Origin of the sequence: Allobosea sp. OK403, from assembly GCF_900113835.1 — a bacterium.
In the GTDB taxonomy this organism is placed as follows: Bacteria; Pseudomonadota; Alphaproteobacteria; order Rhizobiales; family Beijerinckiaceae; genus Allobosea.
In genome coordinates this window covers 807,818-824,980 of sequence record NZ_FOQV01000001.1, presented here as the reverse complement: position 1 = coordinate 824,980, position 17,163 = coordinate 807,818, and the positions used below count along the sequence as shown (strand labels likewise).

Sequence of the window (17,163 nt, the reverse complement as noted above, 5' to 3'; positions counted from 1 at the left end):
GCCTCTCATCAAAGAGTTAGAGCAGGATCGATGCGAAAAACCGGTTCCCACTCTTTCGCATCCTGCTCTAGCGCGGCGAGCGCACGACCTGCATGTCCAGCTCGCGGATCTTCTTGCGCAGGGTGTTGCGATTCAGGCCGAGCAATTCGGCGGCACGAATCTGATTGCCCCGCGTCGCGGCCAAAGCTGCAGCGATCAAAGGCGGCTCGACCTCGCGCAGAATGCGGTGATACAGGCCAGGCGGCGGGATATTGTCGCCGAAGCCGCCGAAATACTGGTTGAGATGGCGCTCGACCGAGCCCGACAGTGTCTCGGCCCGCTCGGGCGCGGTTCCGCCCGAGAAGCTCGTCGTCGGCGAAGCCGGCTGGAGCTCCGCATCGACGATCGGCGCTGTGATGGTTTCCTGCGGATAGAGCGCGGCAAGCCTGCGGACGAGATTTTCGAGTTCGCGGACGTTGCCGGGCCAGCGATAGCGCCGCATCACGTCCATCGCTTCCGAATCGATCTGCTTGTGCGGCAACCCCTCCTTCTCGACCAGCGAGAAGAAATGGCGCGTCAGATCCGGAATATCCTCGACCCGCTCGCGCAAGGGCGGCAGGCGGATCGGCACGACGTTGAGCCGGAAGAACAGATCCTCGCGGAACAGCCCCTGCGCGATGGAGATACGCAGATCCTTGTTGGTCGCGGCTACGATGCGGACATTGGTCTTGATCGGTGTCCGGCCGCCGACGGTGGTGTATTCGCCCTGCTGCAGCACGCGCAGCAGGCGCGTCTGAGCCTCCATCGGCATGTCGCCGATCTCGTCGAGGAAGAGCGTGCCGCCCTCGGCCTGCTCGAAGCGGCCCGATGAGCGCGTCAGCGCGCCGGTGAAGGCGCCCTTCTCATGGCCAAACAGCTCGGATTCGATCAGGTCCTTCGGGATCGCGGCCATGTTGATCGCCACGAATGGACCGTTCTTGCGCTTGCCGTAATCGTGCAGCGCACGCGCGACCAGCTCCTTGCCGGTACCGGACTCGCCGTTGATCATCACGGTGAGATCGATCGGCATCAGCCGGGCAAGCGCGCGATAGACGTCCTGCATCGCCGGCGAGCGGCCGATCAGGGGAATATCGTCCGGCTCGGCCGCATTGGCCCTGCCACCATCACCGCGCGGCCGCGACAGGGCACGTCCGACGATGGCGACGAGCTCCTTCAGGTCGAAGGGCTTGGGCAGATACTCATAGGCGCCGCGCTCGGAGGCCTTGATCGCCGTCATGAAGGTATTCTGCGCGCTCATCACAATGATCGGCAGTTCGGGGCGCACCCGCTTGATGCGCGGCAGCAGGTCGAAGGCGTTACCGTCGGGCATCACCACATCGGTGATGATGAGGTCGCCGAGGCCCTGCGCGGCCCAGGTCCAGAGCGTCGCCGCCTGGCCGGTGGTCCGCACCTCATATCCGGCCCGGGCAAGGGCTTGATTGAGGACGGTGCGGATCGCGGCGTCGTCGTCCGCGACGAGAATGTTACCGGTCGGCATTCACTGTGGTCCTGTAGGCCTTAAACTGTCTGCCGCGCCCGGGGCTGGTGCAGAGGCAGCAGAATTCGAAACGTCGTACGGCGAGGAACGGATTCGCATTCGACGATTCCGCCATGATCGCCGATCACCTTGGCAACAAGTGCAAGTCCAAGGCCACTGCCTTGCGCCTTGGTGGTGACGAAGGGATCGAACAGATGCGGCAGCAGGTCCGAGGGCACGCCAGGCCCGTTGTCGCGGATGCCGATCTCGAGCGGCAGGGCGATCCGGCCCGGCGAGCCGGCGAGCTGCATGCGAATGCCCGGCCGGTAAGCGGTCGTCAGCGTGATCTCGCCATCGATCGATTGCATTCCAATGGCTTCTGCCGCGTTCTTCATCAAGTTCAGCAAGACCTGAACGAGCTGGTCGCGATTGCCAGCCACCGGTGGCAACGACGGATCGTAGACCTCGTTGAAGCGGATGTGGCGCGCAAAGCCCGATTGCGCCAGTCGTTTCACATGGTCGAGCACGTCATGCACATTGACGGCATCGCGCTCGCTCGGGCGCTCGTCGCCGAAGAGCTCGACCCGTTCCACGAGCTTCACGATCCGGTCGGTCTCGTCGCAGATCAGCTGCGTCAACATGCGTTCGCTGTCGGGTACCGAGGCCTCAAGCAGCTGCGCCGCGCCGCGAATGCCCGATAGCGGGTTCTTGATCTCATGGGCCAGCATGGCCCCCAGCGCGGTGATCGAACGTGCTGCCCCTCTATGGGTCAGCTGTCTGTCCATTTTTTCAGCAATTGTCCGTTCTTGCAGCATGAGCACGACGGCATCGCTCTGGCTGGACAAAGGAGAGGCAAAGACATCGACCACGCGATCGACGCCGAGACGGGGCGAGCCGAGGTCGAGCCGATATTCGCTGACGCTCGCTCCGCGCCGTTGCACCTCCTCCACCAGCGCCAGCACCGGCGAGCCGAAAGCGATCAGATCGTCGATGCGCTGCCGCTTCAGCACGACGGCACTGGACTGGAAGAAGTCCTCGGCGGCCGTGTTGGCGTAGAGGACGCCATGGCCCTCGCCGATCACGACGACCGGCATCGGCAGTACATTGAGGGCCTGCATCTCGATCGGATCGAGCAGGAAATCGTCCCTGCCCCGTCCGCCACCATCGAAAAACGCCATTGCCATACGCAACACCTTTCGGTCAGGCCGCAGCGCGGCTGAGCTCCGGAGAAAACAGTCGCGTCAATGCGCCGAGCACCAGATGCGGATCGTCAGAAGTCAGGAGCGCGCGCCGCTGTTCGGGATCGGGCACGCCGCCGCTCGCCACAGCCTCATCGGCATAGGCCGCCAGATGCTTGCGGGCATGGCGCACGCCATGGGCGATGCCCATCAGGCTGAGCAGCCCCTCATAATGGTCGCGCGCGATGGCGAATTTCTGGCCAAGGCCGAGCTGCGGGAACGGCCGCCCGGCAAGCGCAGCGCCGATCTCGCCGACCAGCCATGGCCTGCCGAGCGCGGCGCGGCCGACCATCACGAAATCAGCCCCCGATTGGGCAAGGCACTTGCGCGCATCATCCTCGTCATGGATGTCGCCATTGGCGACGAGCGGAAAATCGCCCTGCTCGCGCACCGCCCGGATAGCGCCCCAATCGGCAACGCCCTTGTAGAATTGCTGCCGGGTCCGGCCATGCACCGTGATCATCGATGCGCCCGACGCGACGGCACGGCGCGCCAATTCCGGTGCATTGCGCGAGGCATCATCCCAGCCCAGCCGCATCTTGACGGTGACAGGCACGCTCACGGCCTTGACCGCGGCCTCGACGAGCGCGATCGCATGGTCGAGATCGCGCATCAGTGCCGAGCCGGCCCAGCCGCCCGTGACCTTCTTGGCGGGGCAGCCCATGTTGATGTCGACGATGGCCGCGCCATTGGCCTCGGCCAGCCGTGCCGCCTCGCCCAGCCAATGCGGATCGCAGCCGGCGAGCTGAACGACATGGGGAGAGACACCGGCCCCCTCGGCGCGGATGCGCGCCTCCTCGCTGCCCCTGACGAACTCGTCGGAGGCAACCATCTCGGAGACGACGAGGCCCGCACCATGGCGCGCCGCGATCCGACGCATCACGATGTCGGTGACACCCGACATCGGGGCCAGGAAAGCGCGCGACACAGGAGCGACGTCCGGCAGGGTCGCTACGTCGGCGCTCGAATTTGAGGCAACTTCCATTATGCATATTTATTGGACATTGCTGCGAGAGCGCAAGAGGTCTCGAAACATATTGCGGTGCATCATCGCCGCACCCCTGCCGCATGGGTTTTCAGAGCATCTGGCCTCCGGACTTGGCGATTCAGCGCCTTGCCACTATCACCCAATCCCCTGCTGGACGATTGCCCTGCTGGACCATTGCCCCTGCTGGACCATTGCTCGTGCTCACAGAAACAAACAGCCGCGCAGCCGTCGCCGCCCTGATCGTCGCCGCCGGGCGCGGGCTGCGTGCCGGCGGAGACCTGCCCAAGCAATATCGCGCCCTGGTCGCGGGCCGGCCAGTTCTTGCGCAGGCCCTGACGCCTTTTTTGGCTGACGCTGCGATCGACCATGTCATGGTCGTCATCGGGCCGGGCGATGAGGCACGCTATGCCCACGCCGTCACCGATCTGCCGATGGAGAAACTGCTCCCGCCGGTGCAGGGGGGCGCGACACGGCAGGATTCCGTGCGCCTGGGCCTGCAAGCACTTGCCGCCAGCGGCTTCGACGGCATCGTGCTGGTCCATGACGCCGCCCGCCCCTTCGTCACCGCCGCGCTCATGCGCCGCGCGGTCGACGCGCTCCAAAGCGAGATCGCGGCCATCCCCGCTTTGCCGGTGACGGACACGATCAAGCGCCTCGGTAGCGATGGTCGCGTCGCCGAGACACCGCCCCGCGATACGCTCGTCAGCGTGCAGACGCCTCAGGGGTTCCAGTTCCAGGCGCTGCTCGCAGCTCACGAAGCTGCTGTCGCCGCCGGCCTGTCGGGCTTCACCGACGATGCGGCTCTGATGGAATGGGCCGGGCATCCTGTGAAAACCTTTCCCGGAGACCCGGCCAACGTGAAGCTTACTCATCCGCAGGACTTCGATCGCTCCCAGGGTGCGCCTCTGCATGTGCGCGTTGCGACCGGCTATGACGTCCACGCCTTCGGCGATGGCGACCATGTCTGGCTCGGTGGCGTCCGCATAGCGCATGATCGTGGCGTGCTGGCGCATTCCGATGGCGATGTCGCGCTGCATGCCTTGACGGATGCGCTTCTCGGCGCGCTGGCCGAGGGCGATATCGGCACGCATTTCCCGCCCAGCGACCCGCAATGGAAGGGCGCCGCCTCCACGCAGTTCCTGGCCTTCGCAGCCGGGCGCGTCAGGCAGCGCGGCGGGCGCATCGACTTCCTCGATCTCACCATCGTCTGCGAGGCGCCCAAGGTTGGCCCGCATCGCGAAGCGATCCGCGCCGCAATCGCCGCCGCCGCCGCGATCCGCATCGATCAGGTTGCCATCAAGGCGACCACCTCCGAGCGTATGGGCTTCACCGGGCGCGGAGAGGGCCTGGCGGCCCTGGCGACGGCGACGATCCGCTTGCCGGAGCCGGAGTAAAGCCATGTTCGACGCCGAGATCACCAAACTGGCAACCGAGGTGCTCGACACCTGCCGCAAGGCTGGGCTAACCGTCGCGACCGTCGAATCCTGCACGGGCGGCCTCATCGCCGGCGCGCTGACCGCGATTCCGGGCTCCTCCGATGTCGTCAATGGCGGGCTGGTGACCTATTCCAACGCCGCCAAGAGCGCGCTCGCCGGCGTGCCGGCCGCATTGATCGAAGCCCATGGCGCGGTCAGCGAGCCGGTCGCGCGCGCCATGGCCGAGGGCGGCTGGATGCGGCTTGCCGCCAACCTCGCCGTCGCCGTCACGGGCGTGGCCGGCCCCGGCGGCGGCAGCGCGGAAAAGCCCGTGGGGCTGGTGCATTTCGCTTGCGCCGGAGGCCATGCGACGGTTCATCGCGAACAGCGTTTCGGGCCTCTGTCACGCGACGAGATTCGCCGTCTGACGGTCGTCACCGCGCTCGAGATGCTGCGTGAAGCCGCGCGCGATGCGGTCTGACGCGATCGTCAGGCCTGGGCTGTGGGTAGCGCTGGCTTGCCCCGCCCATAGACGACATCCGCCCGGCGCTCGAAGGCTTCGGCGAATTTGCGGAAGGCCTTGTCGAACATCGCGCCCATCAGCAGGCCGAGCATGCGGCTGGCGAATTCGTAGGAGATGAAGAAGCCGACCTCGCAGCTGCCCTCGCCCGACTTGAAGGTCCAGCGGTTCTCAAGATAGCGGAACGGCCCGTCGACATATTCGACCAGGATCTTGAGATTGATCGGGTCGAGCGTCACCCTGCTGGTGAAGGTTTCGCGGATCGCCTTATAGCCGACGCTCATATCGGCGAGCAGAACCTCGCCGCCGCCCTCGCGCGGTGTCCGCTTGCGCACCGTCAGCCCCTCACAGAGCGGCAGGAACTCCGGATATTTTTCGACATCGGCGACGAGCGCGAACATCTGCTCGGGCGAGTGCCTCACCCGGCGGGTGTTGTTGAACATCGGCATGAGGGTCTGGGCGTCCTCAGCCGAGCTTCGCGGAACGCGCGGCGCGCAACTTGGCGAAATCCTCGCCGGCATGATGCGAAGAGCGCGTCAGCGGCGTCGAGGACACCATCAGGAAGCCCTTCACATAGGCGATCGCCTCGAATCCCTTGAACTCCTCGGGCGTGACGAAGCGGATCACCGCATGGTGCTTGCGCGACGGCGCGAGATACTGGCCGATGGTGATGAAATCGACATCGGCCGAGCGCAGATCGTCCATCAGCTGGAGGATTTCGTTCCGCTCCTCGCCCAGGCCGACCATGATGCCGGATTTGGTGAAGATCGTCGGGTCGAGCTCCTTCACCCGCTGGAGCAGACGCAGGGAATGGAAATAGCGCGCGCCGGGCCGCACGGTCAGGTACTTGCCGGGCACCGTCTCGAGATTGTGGTTGAAGACATCGGGCTTGGCCGCCACCACGACCTCCAGCGCGCCGGGCTTGCGCAGGAAGTCCGGCGTCAGGATTTCGATGGTCGTAGCCGGCGAAGCCTCGCGGATCGCGCGGATGACGCGGGCGAAATGCTCTGCTCCGCCATCCTTGAGATCATCGCGATCGACCGAGGTGATGACGACATGCTCCAGCCCGAGCTTGGCGACGGCCTGAGCCACCTTATGCGGCTCATCCTGGTCGAGAGGCTGCGGCACACCGGTCTTGACGTTGCAGAAGGCGCAGGCCCGCGTGCAGGTGTCGCCCATGATCATGAAGGTGGCGTGTTTCTTCTCCCAGCACTCACCGATATTGGGACAGCCGGCCTCCTCGCAGACCGTGACGAGCTTGTTTTCCTTGACGATCTTCTGGGTCTCGGCCCATTTCGGCGAGCCCGGCGCCTTGACCCTGATCCAGTCCGGCTTGCGCAGGATCGGATTCTCGGGCCGCTTCTGCTTCTCGGGATGGCGCAGTTCCGCAACCGGCGGCGAAGCCTCCGTCTTGGGATTGCCGATATTGGGTCGCGGATCGCGGTTCAGCAGATCGAGAACGAGCGCCATGCTCAAAAACTTCCGTATATGGGGCAGGCCGGGGCCGACGCCCCCGCCTGCCCTCTAGCTAATCCGCCTTGAGGCGGACGACAACAGGAACCGATGTCGCGTCAGGCGACGGGCTTGCGGAGGGCGTTCCAGACCACGATGACGATGACCGCGCCCGCAATCGCGGCGACGAGGGTGCGAAAGAAGCCGAAGATCGGGATATCGAGCAATTCCGCCAGCCGGCTGCCAAGGAACGAGCCGGCGACGCCGACCAGCATATTGGTCAGGATGCCATGGTTCGAAGACGTGATGCGCTCAGCAATCCAGCCGGCAAGAAGGCCGATGAAGATCGTCGCAAAGAAGCCGTAACCCGGCTGCGCCGACATGGCGGCGTTGAAGGAGTTCATCGTCGTCGACCTTTCAGCTCATTGTGAAACAGGGCAGAAACGGAACCAATCTAGAGCATTTCCGCGTTTCTCCAAAATGCGGAAATGCTCTACGTCCTTGTTTTATCGCATTTTCTTCACGCGAGCCGGTGTCCACTTCGCTCGAAAATGCTCTAGGTTATTATTTGCCGTCACGCGATAAAGCGCGCCAGAAGCACCACAAGAATTGCGCCCAATACAGCCATGGCCATCTCATCGAGAAAACCATGGCCGGTACGCAGGCGCCAGCCGGTCAACCGCACCAGCCCCTGTCCGACGAGCATGCCGAGCACGCCCACGACGGCGTGGCGGAGCAACCCGCCGCCGCCCACGATCAAGCTGGCGACGAACCCCGTCACGGTGCCTAACGCGATCGTCGGCGCCAACACGCGCCAGTCGAGCATCAAGCCGCCACCAGGCGGCAGGATCTCGACTTTATCATCTGGGACGATCCGCTCGGGGCCACGGGGTTTGCGCGGGCGGCTGGTCATCGCTGCGATAGCCCCTCCCGCGTCGAGCGGATTGCGGAATCGAGCCTGATATCAGGCGATCAGCCGGGCCAGCAGGACCACGACGATCGCGCCGATCGTCGCCGTGATGATCTGCGAGACGAGCGGATTGCCGATTCCGAGATTGATGCCGAGTGCCGAGAGCAGGAAGCTGCCGACAAAGGCACCGATCAGGCCGGTGATGATGTAGCGGATCAGCCCGCCGCCGCCCACGACGATGCTGGCGAGCCAGCCTGCGACAAGACCGATGACGATTGCGACGATGATCGAACGCGTGTCCATGACGAGTCTCCAGCCCCTACCGGTCCTTTATCGGCCGGCATCTCCACAAGATGCGTGAACGCGCGATTCGATCTTCGGTTCGGTCAGGCGTTCAGCACTTTCCCATAAGCGTCGAGCACGCTTTCCTTCATCGTCTCCGAGATCGTCGGATGCGGGAAGATGCTGTGCATCAATTCTTCCTCGGTGGTCTCGAGGTTCATGGCCACGACAAAGCCCTGGATCAGTTCGGTCACTTCAGCACCGACCATATGGGCGCCGAGGAGCTTGCCGGTCTTGGCGTCGAAGATCGTCTTGACCAGACCGCTATCCTCGCCCAGCGCCACCGCCTTGCCGTTGGCGACGAAGGGAAAGCGCCCGACCTTGAGCTCATAGCCGGCCGCCTTCGCCTTCGCCTCGGTCAGGCCGACGCTGGCGATCTGCGGATGGCAATAGGTGCAGCCCGGGATCATCAGCTTGTCCATCGCGTGCGGATGCAGCCCCTTGATCGCCTCGACGCAGATCACCGCCTCATGCTCGGCCTTGTGCGCCAGCATTGGTGGGCCGGCGACATCGCCGATCGCATAGACGCCCTTCACATTGGTGCGGCAGAAATCGTCGATGACGATGCAGCCGCGATCGGTCTTCACGCCGAGCGCTTCCAGGCCCAGATTCTCGATATTGCCGACGACGCCGACGGCCGAGATCATCCGGTCGGCAGTGATGGTCTGCTTGCCGCCCTTCTCGTCCTCGATATGGGCGGTGACGCTGTCGGCACCTTTCTCGACCTTGGTGACCTTGGCGCCGGTCAGGATCTTCATGCCCTGCTTCTCGAAGGCTTTGCGCGCGAAGGCGCCGATCTCGGCGTCCTCGACCGGCACGACCTGCGGCATGACCTCGACGACGGTGACCTCGACGCCCATCGTCCGGTAGAACGAAGCGAATTCGATGCCGATCGCGCCCGAGCCCATCACGAGCAATGATTTTGGCATTTTCGCCGGCACCATCGACTCGAAATAGGTCCAGATCAGCTTGCCGTCGGGTTCGATGCCGGGCAGAGCGCGTGGCCGCGCGCCGGTCGCCACGATGATATGGTCGGCGGTGTAGGTGCCCTCGCCCTTGGCTCCCTTGGGCGGCGGCACCTGCGGCTGCATGGCGGGCTTCTTCGTCGGCGCGACCGCGACCGTTCCGGACTTGGTGAGCTTCGCCTCGCCCCAGATCACGTCGACCTTGTTCTTCTTCATCAGGAACTGGACGCCGTTGTTCATGCGCGCAGCGATGCCGCGCGAACGCGCCACCACGGCGGCGAGATCGGCTGTGAAGGTGCCCTCCAGCTTCAGCCCGTAATCCTTGGCGTGCTGGCCGTAATGCAGGATCTCGGCCGAGCGCAGCAGCGCCTTGGTCGGTATGCAGCCCCAATTCGAGCAGATGCCGGCAAGGTGCTCGCGCTCGACGATCGCCGTCTTGAAGCCGAGCTGCGCCGCACGGATGGCGGCGACATAGCCGCCGGGGCCGGAGCCGATGATGATGACGTCGTAGTCAGCCATGGTCAGGCTCCCATCAAACCAGCATCGCCATGGGCTTCTCAATATAGCCCTTGAACGCCTGCATCAGTTCGGCCCCGAGTGCGCCGTCCACCGCGCGGTGGTCGGTCGAGAGCGTCACCGACATCACGGTCGCGACCGCGAGCTGTCCGCCTTTGACCACAGCGCGCTGCTCGCCGGCGCCGACCGCCAGGATCGTCGCATGCGGCGGATTGACGATCGCCGCGAAGTCCTTGACGCCGAACATGCCGAGATTGCTGACCGCCGTGGTGCCGCCCTGATATTCCTCGGGCTTCAGCTTACGGTTCTTGGCGCGGGCCGCGAGGTCCTTCATCTCGTTGGAGATCTGCGAGAGCGTCTTGTGGCAGGCGTCTCTGATCACTGGCGTGATCAGACCACCTGGGATCGAGACCGCGACGCCGACATCGGCATGCTTGTGCTTGAGCATGGTGTTCTCGGTCCAGCTCACATTGGCCTCGGGCACCGCGCGCAGCGCCAGTGCCAGCGCCTTGATCACCATGTCGTTGACCGAGAGCTTGTAGGCCGGCTTGCCGTCCTTCTCGGGCGCGGCGGCATTGAGCTCCGCGCGCAGCTTGAGCAGCGCGTCGAGCTCGCAATCGATCGTCAGGTAGAAATGCGGGATCGTCTGCTTGGATTCGAGCAGGCGGCGCGCGATCGTCTTGCGCATGCCGTCATGCGGCACTTCCTCGTAGGAATCCGGCGCGAACAGCTTCTTGACCGCCTCGTCGGACATACCGGCAGCCAGCGGCGCTGCAGCCGGCTTGGGCGCGGCCACGGGAGCAGCGGGCGGCGCGGCCTTGGCGGTTCCGCCGGCCTTCGCAGCCTCGATGTCCTTCTCGACGATGCGGCCATGCGGACCCGAACCCTGGATCTTTGCGAGATCGAGGCCGGCTTCCTTGGCGAGGCGCTTGGCGAGCGGCGAGGCGAAGGGGCGCTCGCCGCTGGTCGAGGCTGCCGGAGCAGCGGCAGCCTTGGGAGCCTCGCTCGCCTTGGGCGCCTCGGCGACTGGTGCGGGAGCCGCTGCCTTGGGCGCAGCCTCAGCCTTGGGAGCTTCGGCCTTGGCCGGAGCGGCAACCGCCTTCACATCCTCGCCCTCGGCCGCGATCACGCCGATGATCTCGTTGACGGCAACATCGGCCGTGCCGTCCGGCACCAGGATCTTGGCCAGGATGCCCTCATCCACGGCCTCGACCTCCATGGTCGCCTTATCAGTCTCGATCTCGGCGATGATGTCGCCCGACTTGATCGTGTCGCCTTCCTTCTTCAGCCATTTGGCGAGATTGCCCTTCTCCATGGTGGGAGAGAGCGCGGGCATCAGGATGTTGGTTGGCATCGGTCAGCCCCTTCTCAGCGATAGCAGACGGCTTTGGCCGCAGCGACGACCTCGCCGATATTCGGCAAGGCGAGCTTCTCGAGGTTCGCCGCGTAGGGCATCGGCACGTCCTTGCCGGTGACGCGGGCTACCGGCGCGTCGAGATAGTCGAACGCCGCTTCCATGATGCGCATGCCGATCTCGGCGGTGACGCCCGACTGCGGGAACCCCTCCTCGACCGCGACGCAGCGATTGGTCTTCTGCACGGAGGCGATAACCGTCTCGATGTCCATCGGCCGGATCGTGCGCAGATCGATGACCTCGGCCTCGATGCCTTCCTTGGCGAGCGCTTCGGCTGCGCCCAGCGCATAAGTCATGCCGATGCCAAAGGAGACGATGGTGACGTCCGTACCCGGGCGTACGATCTTGGCCTTGCCGATCGGGACCAGGAAATCATCGCTCTTGGGAACCTCGAAGGTCCGGCCGTAGAGGATTTCGTTCTCGAGGAAGATGACCGGGTTCGGGTCGCGAATGGCGCTCTTGAGCAGACCCTTGGCATCCGAGGCGCTGTAGGGCATCACCACCTTGAGGCCGGGTACGTTCGAATACCAGGCGGCGTAGTCGTGGCTGTGCTGGGCGCCGACGCGAGCGGCAGCGCCGTTGGGGCCGCGGAAGACGATCGGGCAACCCATCTGACCGCCCGACATGTAGAGCGTCTTGGCGGCGGAGTTGATGATCTGGTCGATCGCCTGCATGGCGAAGTTGAAGGTCATGAACTCGACGATCGGCTTCAGGCCGGTCAGCGCCGCACCAACGCCGATACCGGCGAAGCCGTGCTCGGTGATCGGCGTATCGATGACGCGCTTGGCGCCGAATTCCTGCAGCAGCCCCTGGGTGACCTTGTAGGCGCCCTGATATTCCGCGACCTCCTCGCCCATGACGAAGACATCTCCGTCGCGGCGCATTTCCTCGGCCATGGCATCGCGCAAAGCTTCGCGAACCGTCATGGTCGCGACCTCGGCGCCTGCCGGGAATTCGGAGGAAGCGTCATAGGACTTCGCCTGAGCCGGTACGCTTGGCGGTGCGGAGGCGACCGGCGCCGGCTCAGCCTTGGTTTCGGGCTCGACAGGCTTCTCGGCAGGCTTGGCAGCGGCCGGCTTGCTTGCCGCGCTGACATCCTCGCCCTCGGCCGCAATCACGCCGATCGGTGTGTTGACCGCGACGTTCTCGGTACCGTCGGCGATCAGGATCTTGGCCAGGATGCCTTCATCGACGGCCTCGACCTCCATCGTCGCCTTGTCGGTCTCGATCTCGGCGATGATGTCGCCGGCCTTGACCGTATCTCCTTCGGCTTTCAGCCATTTGGAGAGCTTGCCCTGCTCCATCGTCGGCGAAAGAGCAGGCATGAGAATGTCGATCGGCATGAACGCACCCGGATTTCTGAAAGACGCGGGGATTGGGATTAAGGCCGAGAGGCCTGCGGAAGCGGGCGCGCCCCTCAGGCGCGCGCCGTCTCCAGCGTGATGTCGGTCCAGAGCTCGGAGACATCGGGCTCGGGATCGTGCGTCGCGAATTCGGCCGCGTCGTTGACGATCTCGCGGACCTTGGCGTCGATCGCCTTGAGTTCGTCCTCGCTCACCTTGAAGTCGCGGGTCAGACGGCCCCTCACCTGCTCGATCGGATCGTGCTCCTCGCGCATGCGCTGAACCTCGTCCTTGGAGCGGTACTTCGCCGGGTCGGACATCGAATGGCCGCGATAACGATAGGTTTGCATTTCCAGGATATAAGGCCCCTGGCCGGAGCGGGCGTGCTCGATGGCGCGCTCGGCGGCGGCGCGCACGGCGCGCACATCCATGCCGTCGACCTGCTCGCCGGGAATGCCGAAGGACAGCCCGCGCCGTGAGAAATCGGTCTGCGCCGAGGCCCGGCTGACCGAGGTGCCCATGGCGTAGCGGTTGTTCTCGATCACATACACGACCGGCAGCTTCCAGAGCTGGGCCATGTTGAAGCTCTCATAGACCTGGCCCTGATTGGCCGCGCCATCGCCGAAATAGGCAAACGAGACCCGCCCGTCATTGCGATACCAGTTGGCGAACCCCAAGCCGGTGCCGAGCGAGACCTGTGCGCCGACGATACCGTGGCCGCCATAAAAGTTCTTCTCGCGGGAGAACATATGCATCGAGCCGCCCTTGCCGCGGGAATAGCCGCCCTGGCGCCCGGTCAACTCCGCCATCACGCCGCGCGATTCCATGCCGCATGCCAGCATATGGCCGTGGTCGCGATAGCCGGTGATGACCTGATCGCCATCCTTGGAGGCCATCTGCATGCCGATGACGACGGCTTCCTGCCCGATATAGAGGTGGCAGAAGCCACCGATCAGGCCCATGCCGTACATCTGGCCCGCCTTTTCCTCGAAGCGGCGGATCAGCAGCATCTCGCGATAGGCGTGAAGCTCTTCTGCCTTATCGAAGGTCGGCATGTTGCTGAGCGCCTTGGATGCCCCCTTATCGGCTCCAGTCTTGGCGGAGCCCGTCTTGGTCGCCGTCTTCGCGGCGGCCTTGGATTGAGCGGGAGCTTTTGTCTTACGCGCGGCAACGGCCATCAGCGGTCCTCCAGGGTCATTCGACCTTGGTTGTAGAGGATCGCAAAACCCTTGGCGAGAGAGCCATCTCGCACTGCAGCATTTGCTAATTTATTGTAATTGCGTCGTTTTCAAGAAATAACTGGAATCCAGTTAATCGATGTGTCGGGGACTATTTGCCGGCATCTGCGGCCTTCAGCGCCCCATCAGGATGACATCGTTCTTGTGGACCCGACCGAGCGTGTTACGCGCCATCTCTTCGAGCAGGTCGCGATCAACCGCCTCATCACGCACGAGCGACAGGCGCTGCTCCCAGCTCTTGCGCTCGGTGGTCAGGGCGGCGAGCTCCGCCTCCATCCCGCGTAATGTCCCTTGCAAGGTGTCGCGCGCCTCCAGCCCGCGCGCGCCGTGCTGGGCGTGGAACAGGAAATAGCTCACCACCGCGCCCGAGACGAGATAGAGCGCGAGCGTGACGAGGACGGATCTGACACCGCGACGAATAACCATTCCGGCAGGCTAGGACGCGTTGGTTTCCGACGGGTTAACGCTGAGGTCGCGTGACCCAGGCGACGCCATCGGGCGCAAGAGCCTCGTCATGCGAGACGGCCGCCAGGTCAGCCTCGACGCGCCGGGCGATCGGCAGCCTGAAATGCAGCGGGTCCCAGTAATTCTCGTCGATCTGCGTCACGGCCGAACCATGCGCATAGTCGACAATGGTCGCGCCCTGGCGCGCGGCGAGCTCGCGCAAGGCAGCCTTGCAAGCATTGTAGCGCTGCGCAGCGACCGAGCCTTCGCGCGGCTGCGCGGCGACATGGGTCGGCGGCAGCACGATCAACTTCGAGGTTTCCGCGGGAAACGACGACAAGGCTTCGTTGAGCCAGGCCAGGGCTGGAAAACGCCAACCCAGGCGCTCGGCCTCGCTGACGGGCGCAGGCGGCGATAGCGGCGTCAAATCCGGCGCAGAACCGTGATTATCGGCATAAAGATGGCTGCGCGCCCGCGCCAGATCATAGCTGGCCTCGGGCGGCGTGAAGACCTCGTAGCCATCGCCGCGGATGCGTGGAGGCAGGTAACCGAGCTTGTGCGCGAGCAACCGCGCCGAGATCTCGAGCGTCGTCAGGTTCAGCTGCCTCAGCGCGTCGGCCCAGCTTGCGCCGTCATAGAGCCAGGGCGGAAACGGCCGTGGTGTCAGGCGTTTGGCCGGCGTGGTCGCGTCGCTTTCGCACCAGGTCAGGTCGAGCCCCCAGATCACGGCTTTCGGAGCCGTGATCGTGCGCGCAAACAGATCCGCCATCTGCACCTGCTCCCAGGGCGTGGCCGCATTCATCGCGAGGTTGGCGAAGTGCCCGCCGATCGAGCGCGACAGAATCGCGGGATCGAGCAAGCGCATGGTCGAGGTGCCGAAGACCCCCGAATCGAAGGCGCCCGAGCGCACGAGTTGCGGATACATATAGCGCTGGTTGAGATCCATGAGCGGCCGCGCCGGCGCGCCGGCCCGCACCCGCAGCCCGAACGGATCAAGTGCCACGACGAAACCGAACAACACCCCACCCAGCACGAGGGCCGAGGCCAGAAATGCCGTCGTCCATGCCAGCCAGGCCGGGCGTTGCGCCCTGGGGGCATCAGCCATCGTCGTATCAATCCCGAACGGCATCGAGACCGGGGGCTCCTGCTGCAGGGGATCTGGGCAAAACGAACATCGCGAACCTCCGGCGCGCTTCTGCCACAGAAGCGGCCTTACGAACAATGTTGACCCGCGCGCGACGCCTGCCTATGTCAGCGCACCGGTGAGGGCGGGTAGCTCAGTGGTAGAGCACGTGACTTTTAATCATGTGGTCGAGGGTTCGATCCCCTCCCCGCTCACCAGCGTCTTCAACAACGTTGTGATTGAAGATGTAAACGGCGTCCTGCTCGGGCGCTGGGAAGCAGATTTCCGACGTTGAGAATCTCGTGGAACCCGCGCTAACGCCTCGCGATATGAGGGTTTCTGCGTTTCTATCCGCTGAGCCAAGCCGGGAAAATTGGCGCGCGGCGCCGAATTCCACTGATTTACACACGCATGTCGTCGATTTAGGCTACGCTTCGCTACGGTGGCGGAAAAAGTAGCAGGAAAGGGCGACGATGATGACTATCAACGGCCGCGCAACTGCGGCGTGCCTGACGGGTTTGGCTCTCGCGGGATGCATGGGGCAAACGATTCCGTCAGCGGAAACGATCACCAAGCCGACCATGGAGGCCTTCGCGCATTTGAGCGCCTGGCGACCTTGGCAACCCAAGGCGGAGGAGCGGCCGCAGCAACCTCAGACCGCTCTCGTGGAAACGCTGCCGGTGACAGAGCCTCAACCGATAGCCGCGCCATCGGCCAAACGTCTGCAGCCGAGCAAACCACCGCCTGCCCCAACGCGCCTCGCCACACCAAGGCCAGTTGCGCCCCAGCCAAAACGCATTCCGGCCTCAGCCGCGGAGACCCCGGCACCGTTGCCGACCGCCGTGTCCTGCCAGACATTCGCGCAGCCAGGCCAGCGGGTGCGGATGGAGTGCAACCCGGTCAACTGAGATTGCAGGGCCTGCCGCTTCACGGATCTCGCCAAGAGCGCATAGTCTCCGCTGTGGCATCTCAAATGGCATATGACATAGGCGTTCTCGACGGATCGGGATTGAGGCAAAATAAGGGCGATAGAATCGCGCCCTGATGATTTCGCGCCTGCAGCGCACATATTGCAGATGCGCAGAAGCTCGAATTCGAGCGCATCTCCGCCAGGAAAACAAATTCATCCGCCCGCGACCCGAACAAATGCGCTGCCCACGCGTTGCTCCTGCATTCCGCTACTTGCGGTTACTGACAGGAGGCTCACATGTTCAAGCGTCGTATCGCTTTGACGTCTATCGGTTTCGCCATGCTCGCGGCGACCGCCATCGCGCAGACCAGCGCTCCGAGCCCGAACGCGCCGTCGCCCTCCACCTCCGCGCCGGCTCCGTCCGCTAGCAGTACCAAGGCTCCGGAGCAGAATTTCGCCGGCCAGGGGAAGTGGCGCGCCTCGAAACTGATTGGCGTGAATATTTACGGCCCCGACGACAAGAAGGTCGGCGGCGTGACAGAGGTGCTGTTCGACAAGACCGGCAAGGTCGAGATGATCACCGTCGGCGTCGGCGGTTTCCTCGGCATCGGTGCCAAGGATGTCGCCATTCCCTTCGAGCAGGTGAGCTGGAGCGACCAGCCCTTGGCCACCGCAGCGCCTGCCCCGGCTCCAAGCGGCGGCACAGGTAGTGGCTCTGGCGGCATCGCCTCAGTGCAGCCTGCTCCCAGGGCTCCGGCGATGTATCCTGATCACGGCAAGATCAACCTGACCAAGGATCAGCTCCACGCCGCGCCTGCGGTCTCCTATGCCGGCACCTGATCTAACCCAG

Annotated in this window: 18 protein-coding genes and 1 tRNA gene; 5 read left to right on the top strand and 14 right to left on the bottom strand. The window is 64.5% G+C overall.

Translation table 11 applies throughout. The features are described 5' to 3' along the window. Nucleotides 1–67: 67 nt before the first annotated feature. Together ntrC and BMZ97_RS03505 are read right to left on the bottom strand one after the other, a co-directional pair. Nucleotides 68–1,516: a nitrogen regulation protein NR(I) gene (ntrC, locus tag BMZ97_RS03510; protein WP_092165510.1), complete on the bottom strand. Its 1,449-nt coding sequence runs from the start codon at nt 1,514–1,516 to the stop codon at nt 68–70. Between the two features lie 20 nt (nt 1,517–1,536). Next, nucleotides 1,537–2,613, bottom strand: coding sequence for a two-component system sensor histidine kinase NtrB (locus tag BMZ97_RS03505; protein WP_092166582.1), 1,077 nt, complete (start codon nt 2,611–2,613; stop codon nt 1,537–1,539). Here BMZ97_RS03505 and BMZ97_RS31130 point away from each other — a divergent pair. Continuing rightward, nucleotides 2,560–2,715: a hypothetical protein gene (locus tag BMZ97_RS31130; protein WP_175525371.1), complete on the top strand. Its 156-nt coding sequence runs from the start codon at nt 2,560–2,562 to the stop codon at nt 2,713–2,715. The two genes, BMZ97_RS03505 and BMZ97_RS31130, sit on opposite strands and share 54 nt — an antisense overlap. On the opposite strand, the gene dusB is transcribed toward BMZ97_RS31130, so the two are convergent. Continuing rightward, nucleotides 2,696–3,637 carry a tRNA dihydrouridine synthase DusB gene (gene dusB, locus BMZ97_RS03500; protein ID WP_244546260.1) on the bottom strand — a complete coding sequence of 314 codons (942 nt, stop codon included), beginning with the start codon at nt 3,635–3,637 and terminating at the stop codon, nt 2,696–2,698. The genes BMZ97_RS31130 and dusB overlap by 20 nt on opposite strands. A 281-nt stretch (nt 3,638–3,918) precedes the next feature. On the opposite strand from dusB, the gene BMZ97_RS03495 reads away from it, so the two are divergent. Together BMZ97_RS03495 and BMZ97_RS03490 are read left to right on the top strand one after the other, a co-directional pair. Beyond that, on the top strand, nt 3,919–5,115 hold the full coding sequence (locus BMZ97_RS03495) for a bifunctional 2-C-methyl-D-erythritol 4-phosphate cytidylyltransferase/2-C-methyl-D-erythritol 2,4-cyclodiphosphate synthase (protein WP_244546218.1): 1,197 nt from the start codon (nt 3,919–3,921) through the stop codon (nt 5,113–5,115). Nucleotides 5,116–5,119: 4 nt separating this feature from the next. Continuing rightward, nucleotides 5,120–5,617: a CinA family protein gene (locus tag BMZ97_RS03490; RefSeq protein WP_092165487.1), complete on the top strand. Its 498-nt coding sequence runs from the start codon at nt 5,120–5,122 to the stop codon at nt 5,615–5,617. Between the two features lie 8 nt (nt 5,618–5,625). On the opposite strand, the gene BMZ97_RS03485 is transcribed toward BMZ97_RS03490, so the two are convergent. The 11 genes from BMZ97_RS03485 to BMZ97_RS03435 form a co-directional block, all read right to left on the bottom strand. Next, nucleotides 5,626–6,105 (bottom strand): type II toxin-antitoxin system RatA family toxin, encoded by a 480-nt coding sequence (locus BMZ97_RS03485; RefSeq protein WP_092165485.1) that lies wholly within the window; start codon nt 6,103–6,105, stop codon nt 5,626–5,628. A gap of 16 nt (nt 6,106–6,121) precedes the next feature. Then, nucleotides 6,122–7,126: a lipoyl synthase gene (lipA, locus tag BMZ97_RS03480; protein ID WP_092165483.1), complete on the bottom strand. Its 1,005-nt coding sequence runs from the start codon at nt 7,124–7,126 to the stop codon at nt 6,122–6,124. 101 nt (nt 7,127–7,227) lie between these two features. After that, nucleotides 7,228–7,512, bottom strand: coding sequence for a GlsB/YeaQ/YmgE family stress response membrane protein (locus BMZ97_RS03475; protein WP_092165481.1), 285 nt, complete (start codon nt 7,510–7,512; stop codon nt 7,228–7,230). 170 nt (nt 7,513–7,682) lie between these two features. Next, the gene (locus BMZ97_RS03470; RefSeq protein ID WP_244546217.1) at nt 7,683–8,021 is read right to left on the bottom strand and encodes a GlsB/YeaQ/YmgE family stress response membrane protein; all 339 of its coding nucleotides are present in this window, start codon (nt 8,019–8,021) and stop codon (nt 7,683–7,685) included. Nucleotides 8,022–8,072: 51 nt separating this feature from the next. Then, nucleotides 8,073–8,321 carry a GlsB/YeaQ/YmgE family stress response membrane protein gene (locus tag BMZ97_RS03465; RefSeq protein WP_069691545.1) on the bottom strand — a complete coding sequence of 83 codons (249 nt, stop codon included), beginning with the start codon at nt 8,319–8,321 and terminating at the stop codon, nt 8,073–8,075. An 83-nt stretch (nt 8,322–8,404) separates the two neighbouring features. Further along, nucleotides 8,405–9,844, bottom strand: coding sequence for a dihydrolipoyl dehydrogenase (gene lpdA / locus BMZ97_RS03460; protein WP_092165479.1), 1,440 nt, complete (start codon nt 9,842–9,844; stop codon nt 8,405–8,407). A gap of 13 nt (nt 9,845–9,857) precedes the next feature. Then, entirely contained in the window at nt 9,858–11,195 is a 1,338-nt protein-coding gene (locus BMZ97_RS03455; RefSeq protein ID WP_092165477.1) for a pyruvate dehydrogenase complex dihydrolipoamide acetyltransferase, read from the bottom strand. Nucleotides 11,196–11,209: 14 nt separating this feature from the next. Further along, nucleotides 11,210–12,598 (bottom strand): pyruvate dehydrogenase complex E1 component subunit beta, encoded by a 1,389-nt coding sequence (locus BMZ97_RS03450; protein WP_092165475.1) that lies wholly within the window; start codon nt 12,596–12,598, stop codon nt 11,210–11,212. Nucleotides 12,599–12,672: 74 nt separating this feature from the next. After that, nucleotides 12,673–13,653 carry a pyruvate dehydrogenase (acetyl-transferring) E1 component subunit alpha gene (gene pdhA, locus BMZ97_RS03445; RefSeq protein ID WP_069693804.1) on the bottom strand — a complete coding sequence of 327 codons (981 nt, stop codon included), beginning with the start codon at nt 13,651–13,653 and terminating at the stop codon, nt 12,673–12,675. 297 nt (nt 13,654–13,950) lie between these two features. Beyond that, complete coding sequence (locus BMZ97_RS03440) at nt 13,951–14,262, bottom strand: FtsB family cell division protein (protein ID WP_092165473.1); 312 nt, start codon at nt 14,260–14,262, stop codon at nt 13,951–13,953. A 34-nt stretch (nt 14,263–14,296) separates the two neighbouring features. Continuing rightward, the gene (locus tag BMZ97_RS03435; protein ID WP_092165471.1) at nt 14,297–15,385 is read right to left on the bottom strand and encodes a hypothetical protein; all 1,089 of its coding nucleotides are present in this window, start codon (nt 15,383–15,385) and stop codon (nt 14,297–14,299) included. A gap of 161 nt (nt 15,386–15,546) precedes the next feature. Here BMZ97_RS03435 and BMZ97_RS03430 point away from each other — a divergent pair. Together BMZ97_RS03430 and BMZ97_RS03425 are read left to right on the top strand one after the other, a co-directional pair. Continuing rightward, a tRNA-Lys gene (locus BMZ97_RS03430) sits at nt 15,547–15,621 on the top strand. A gap of 989 nt (nt 15,622–16,610) precedes the next feature. Next, entirely contained in the window at nt 16,611–17,153 is a 543-nt protein-coding gene (locus tag BMZ97_RS03425; RefSeq protein WP_092165469.1) for a PRC-barrel domain-containing protein, read from the top strand. The last annotated feature ends 10 nt before the right edge of the window (nt 17,154–17,163 follow it).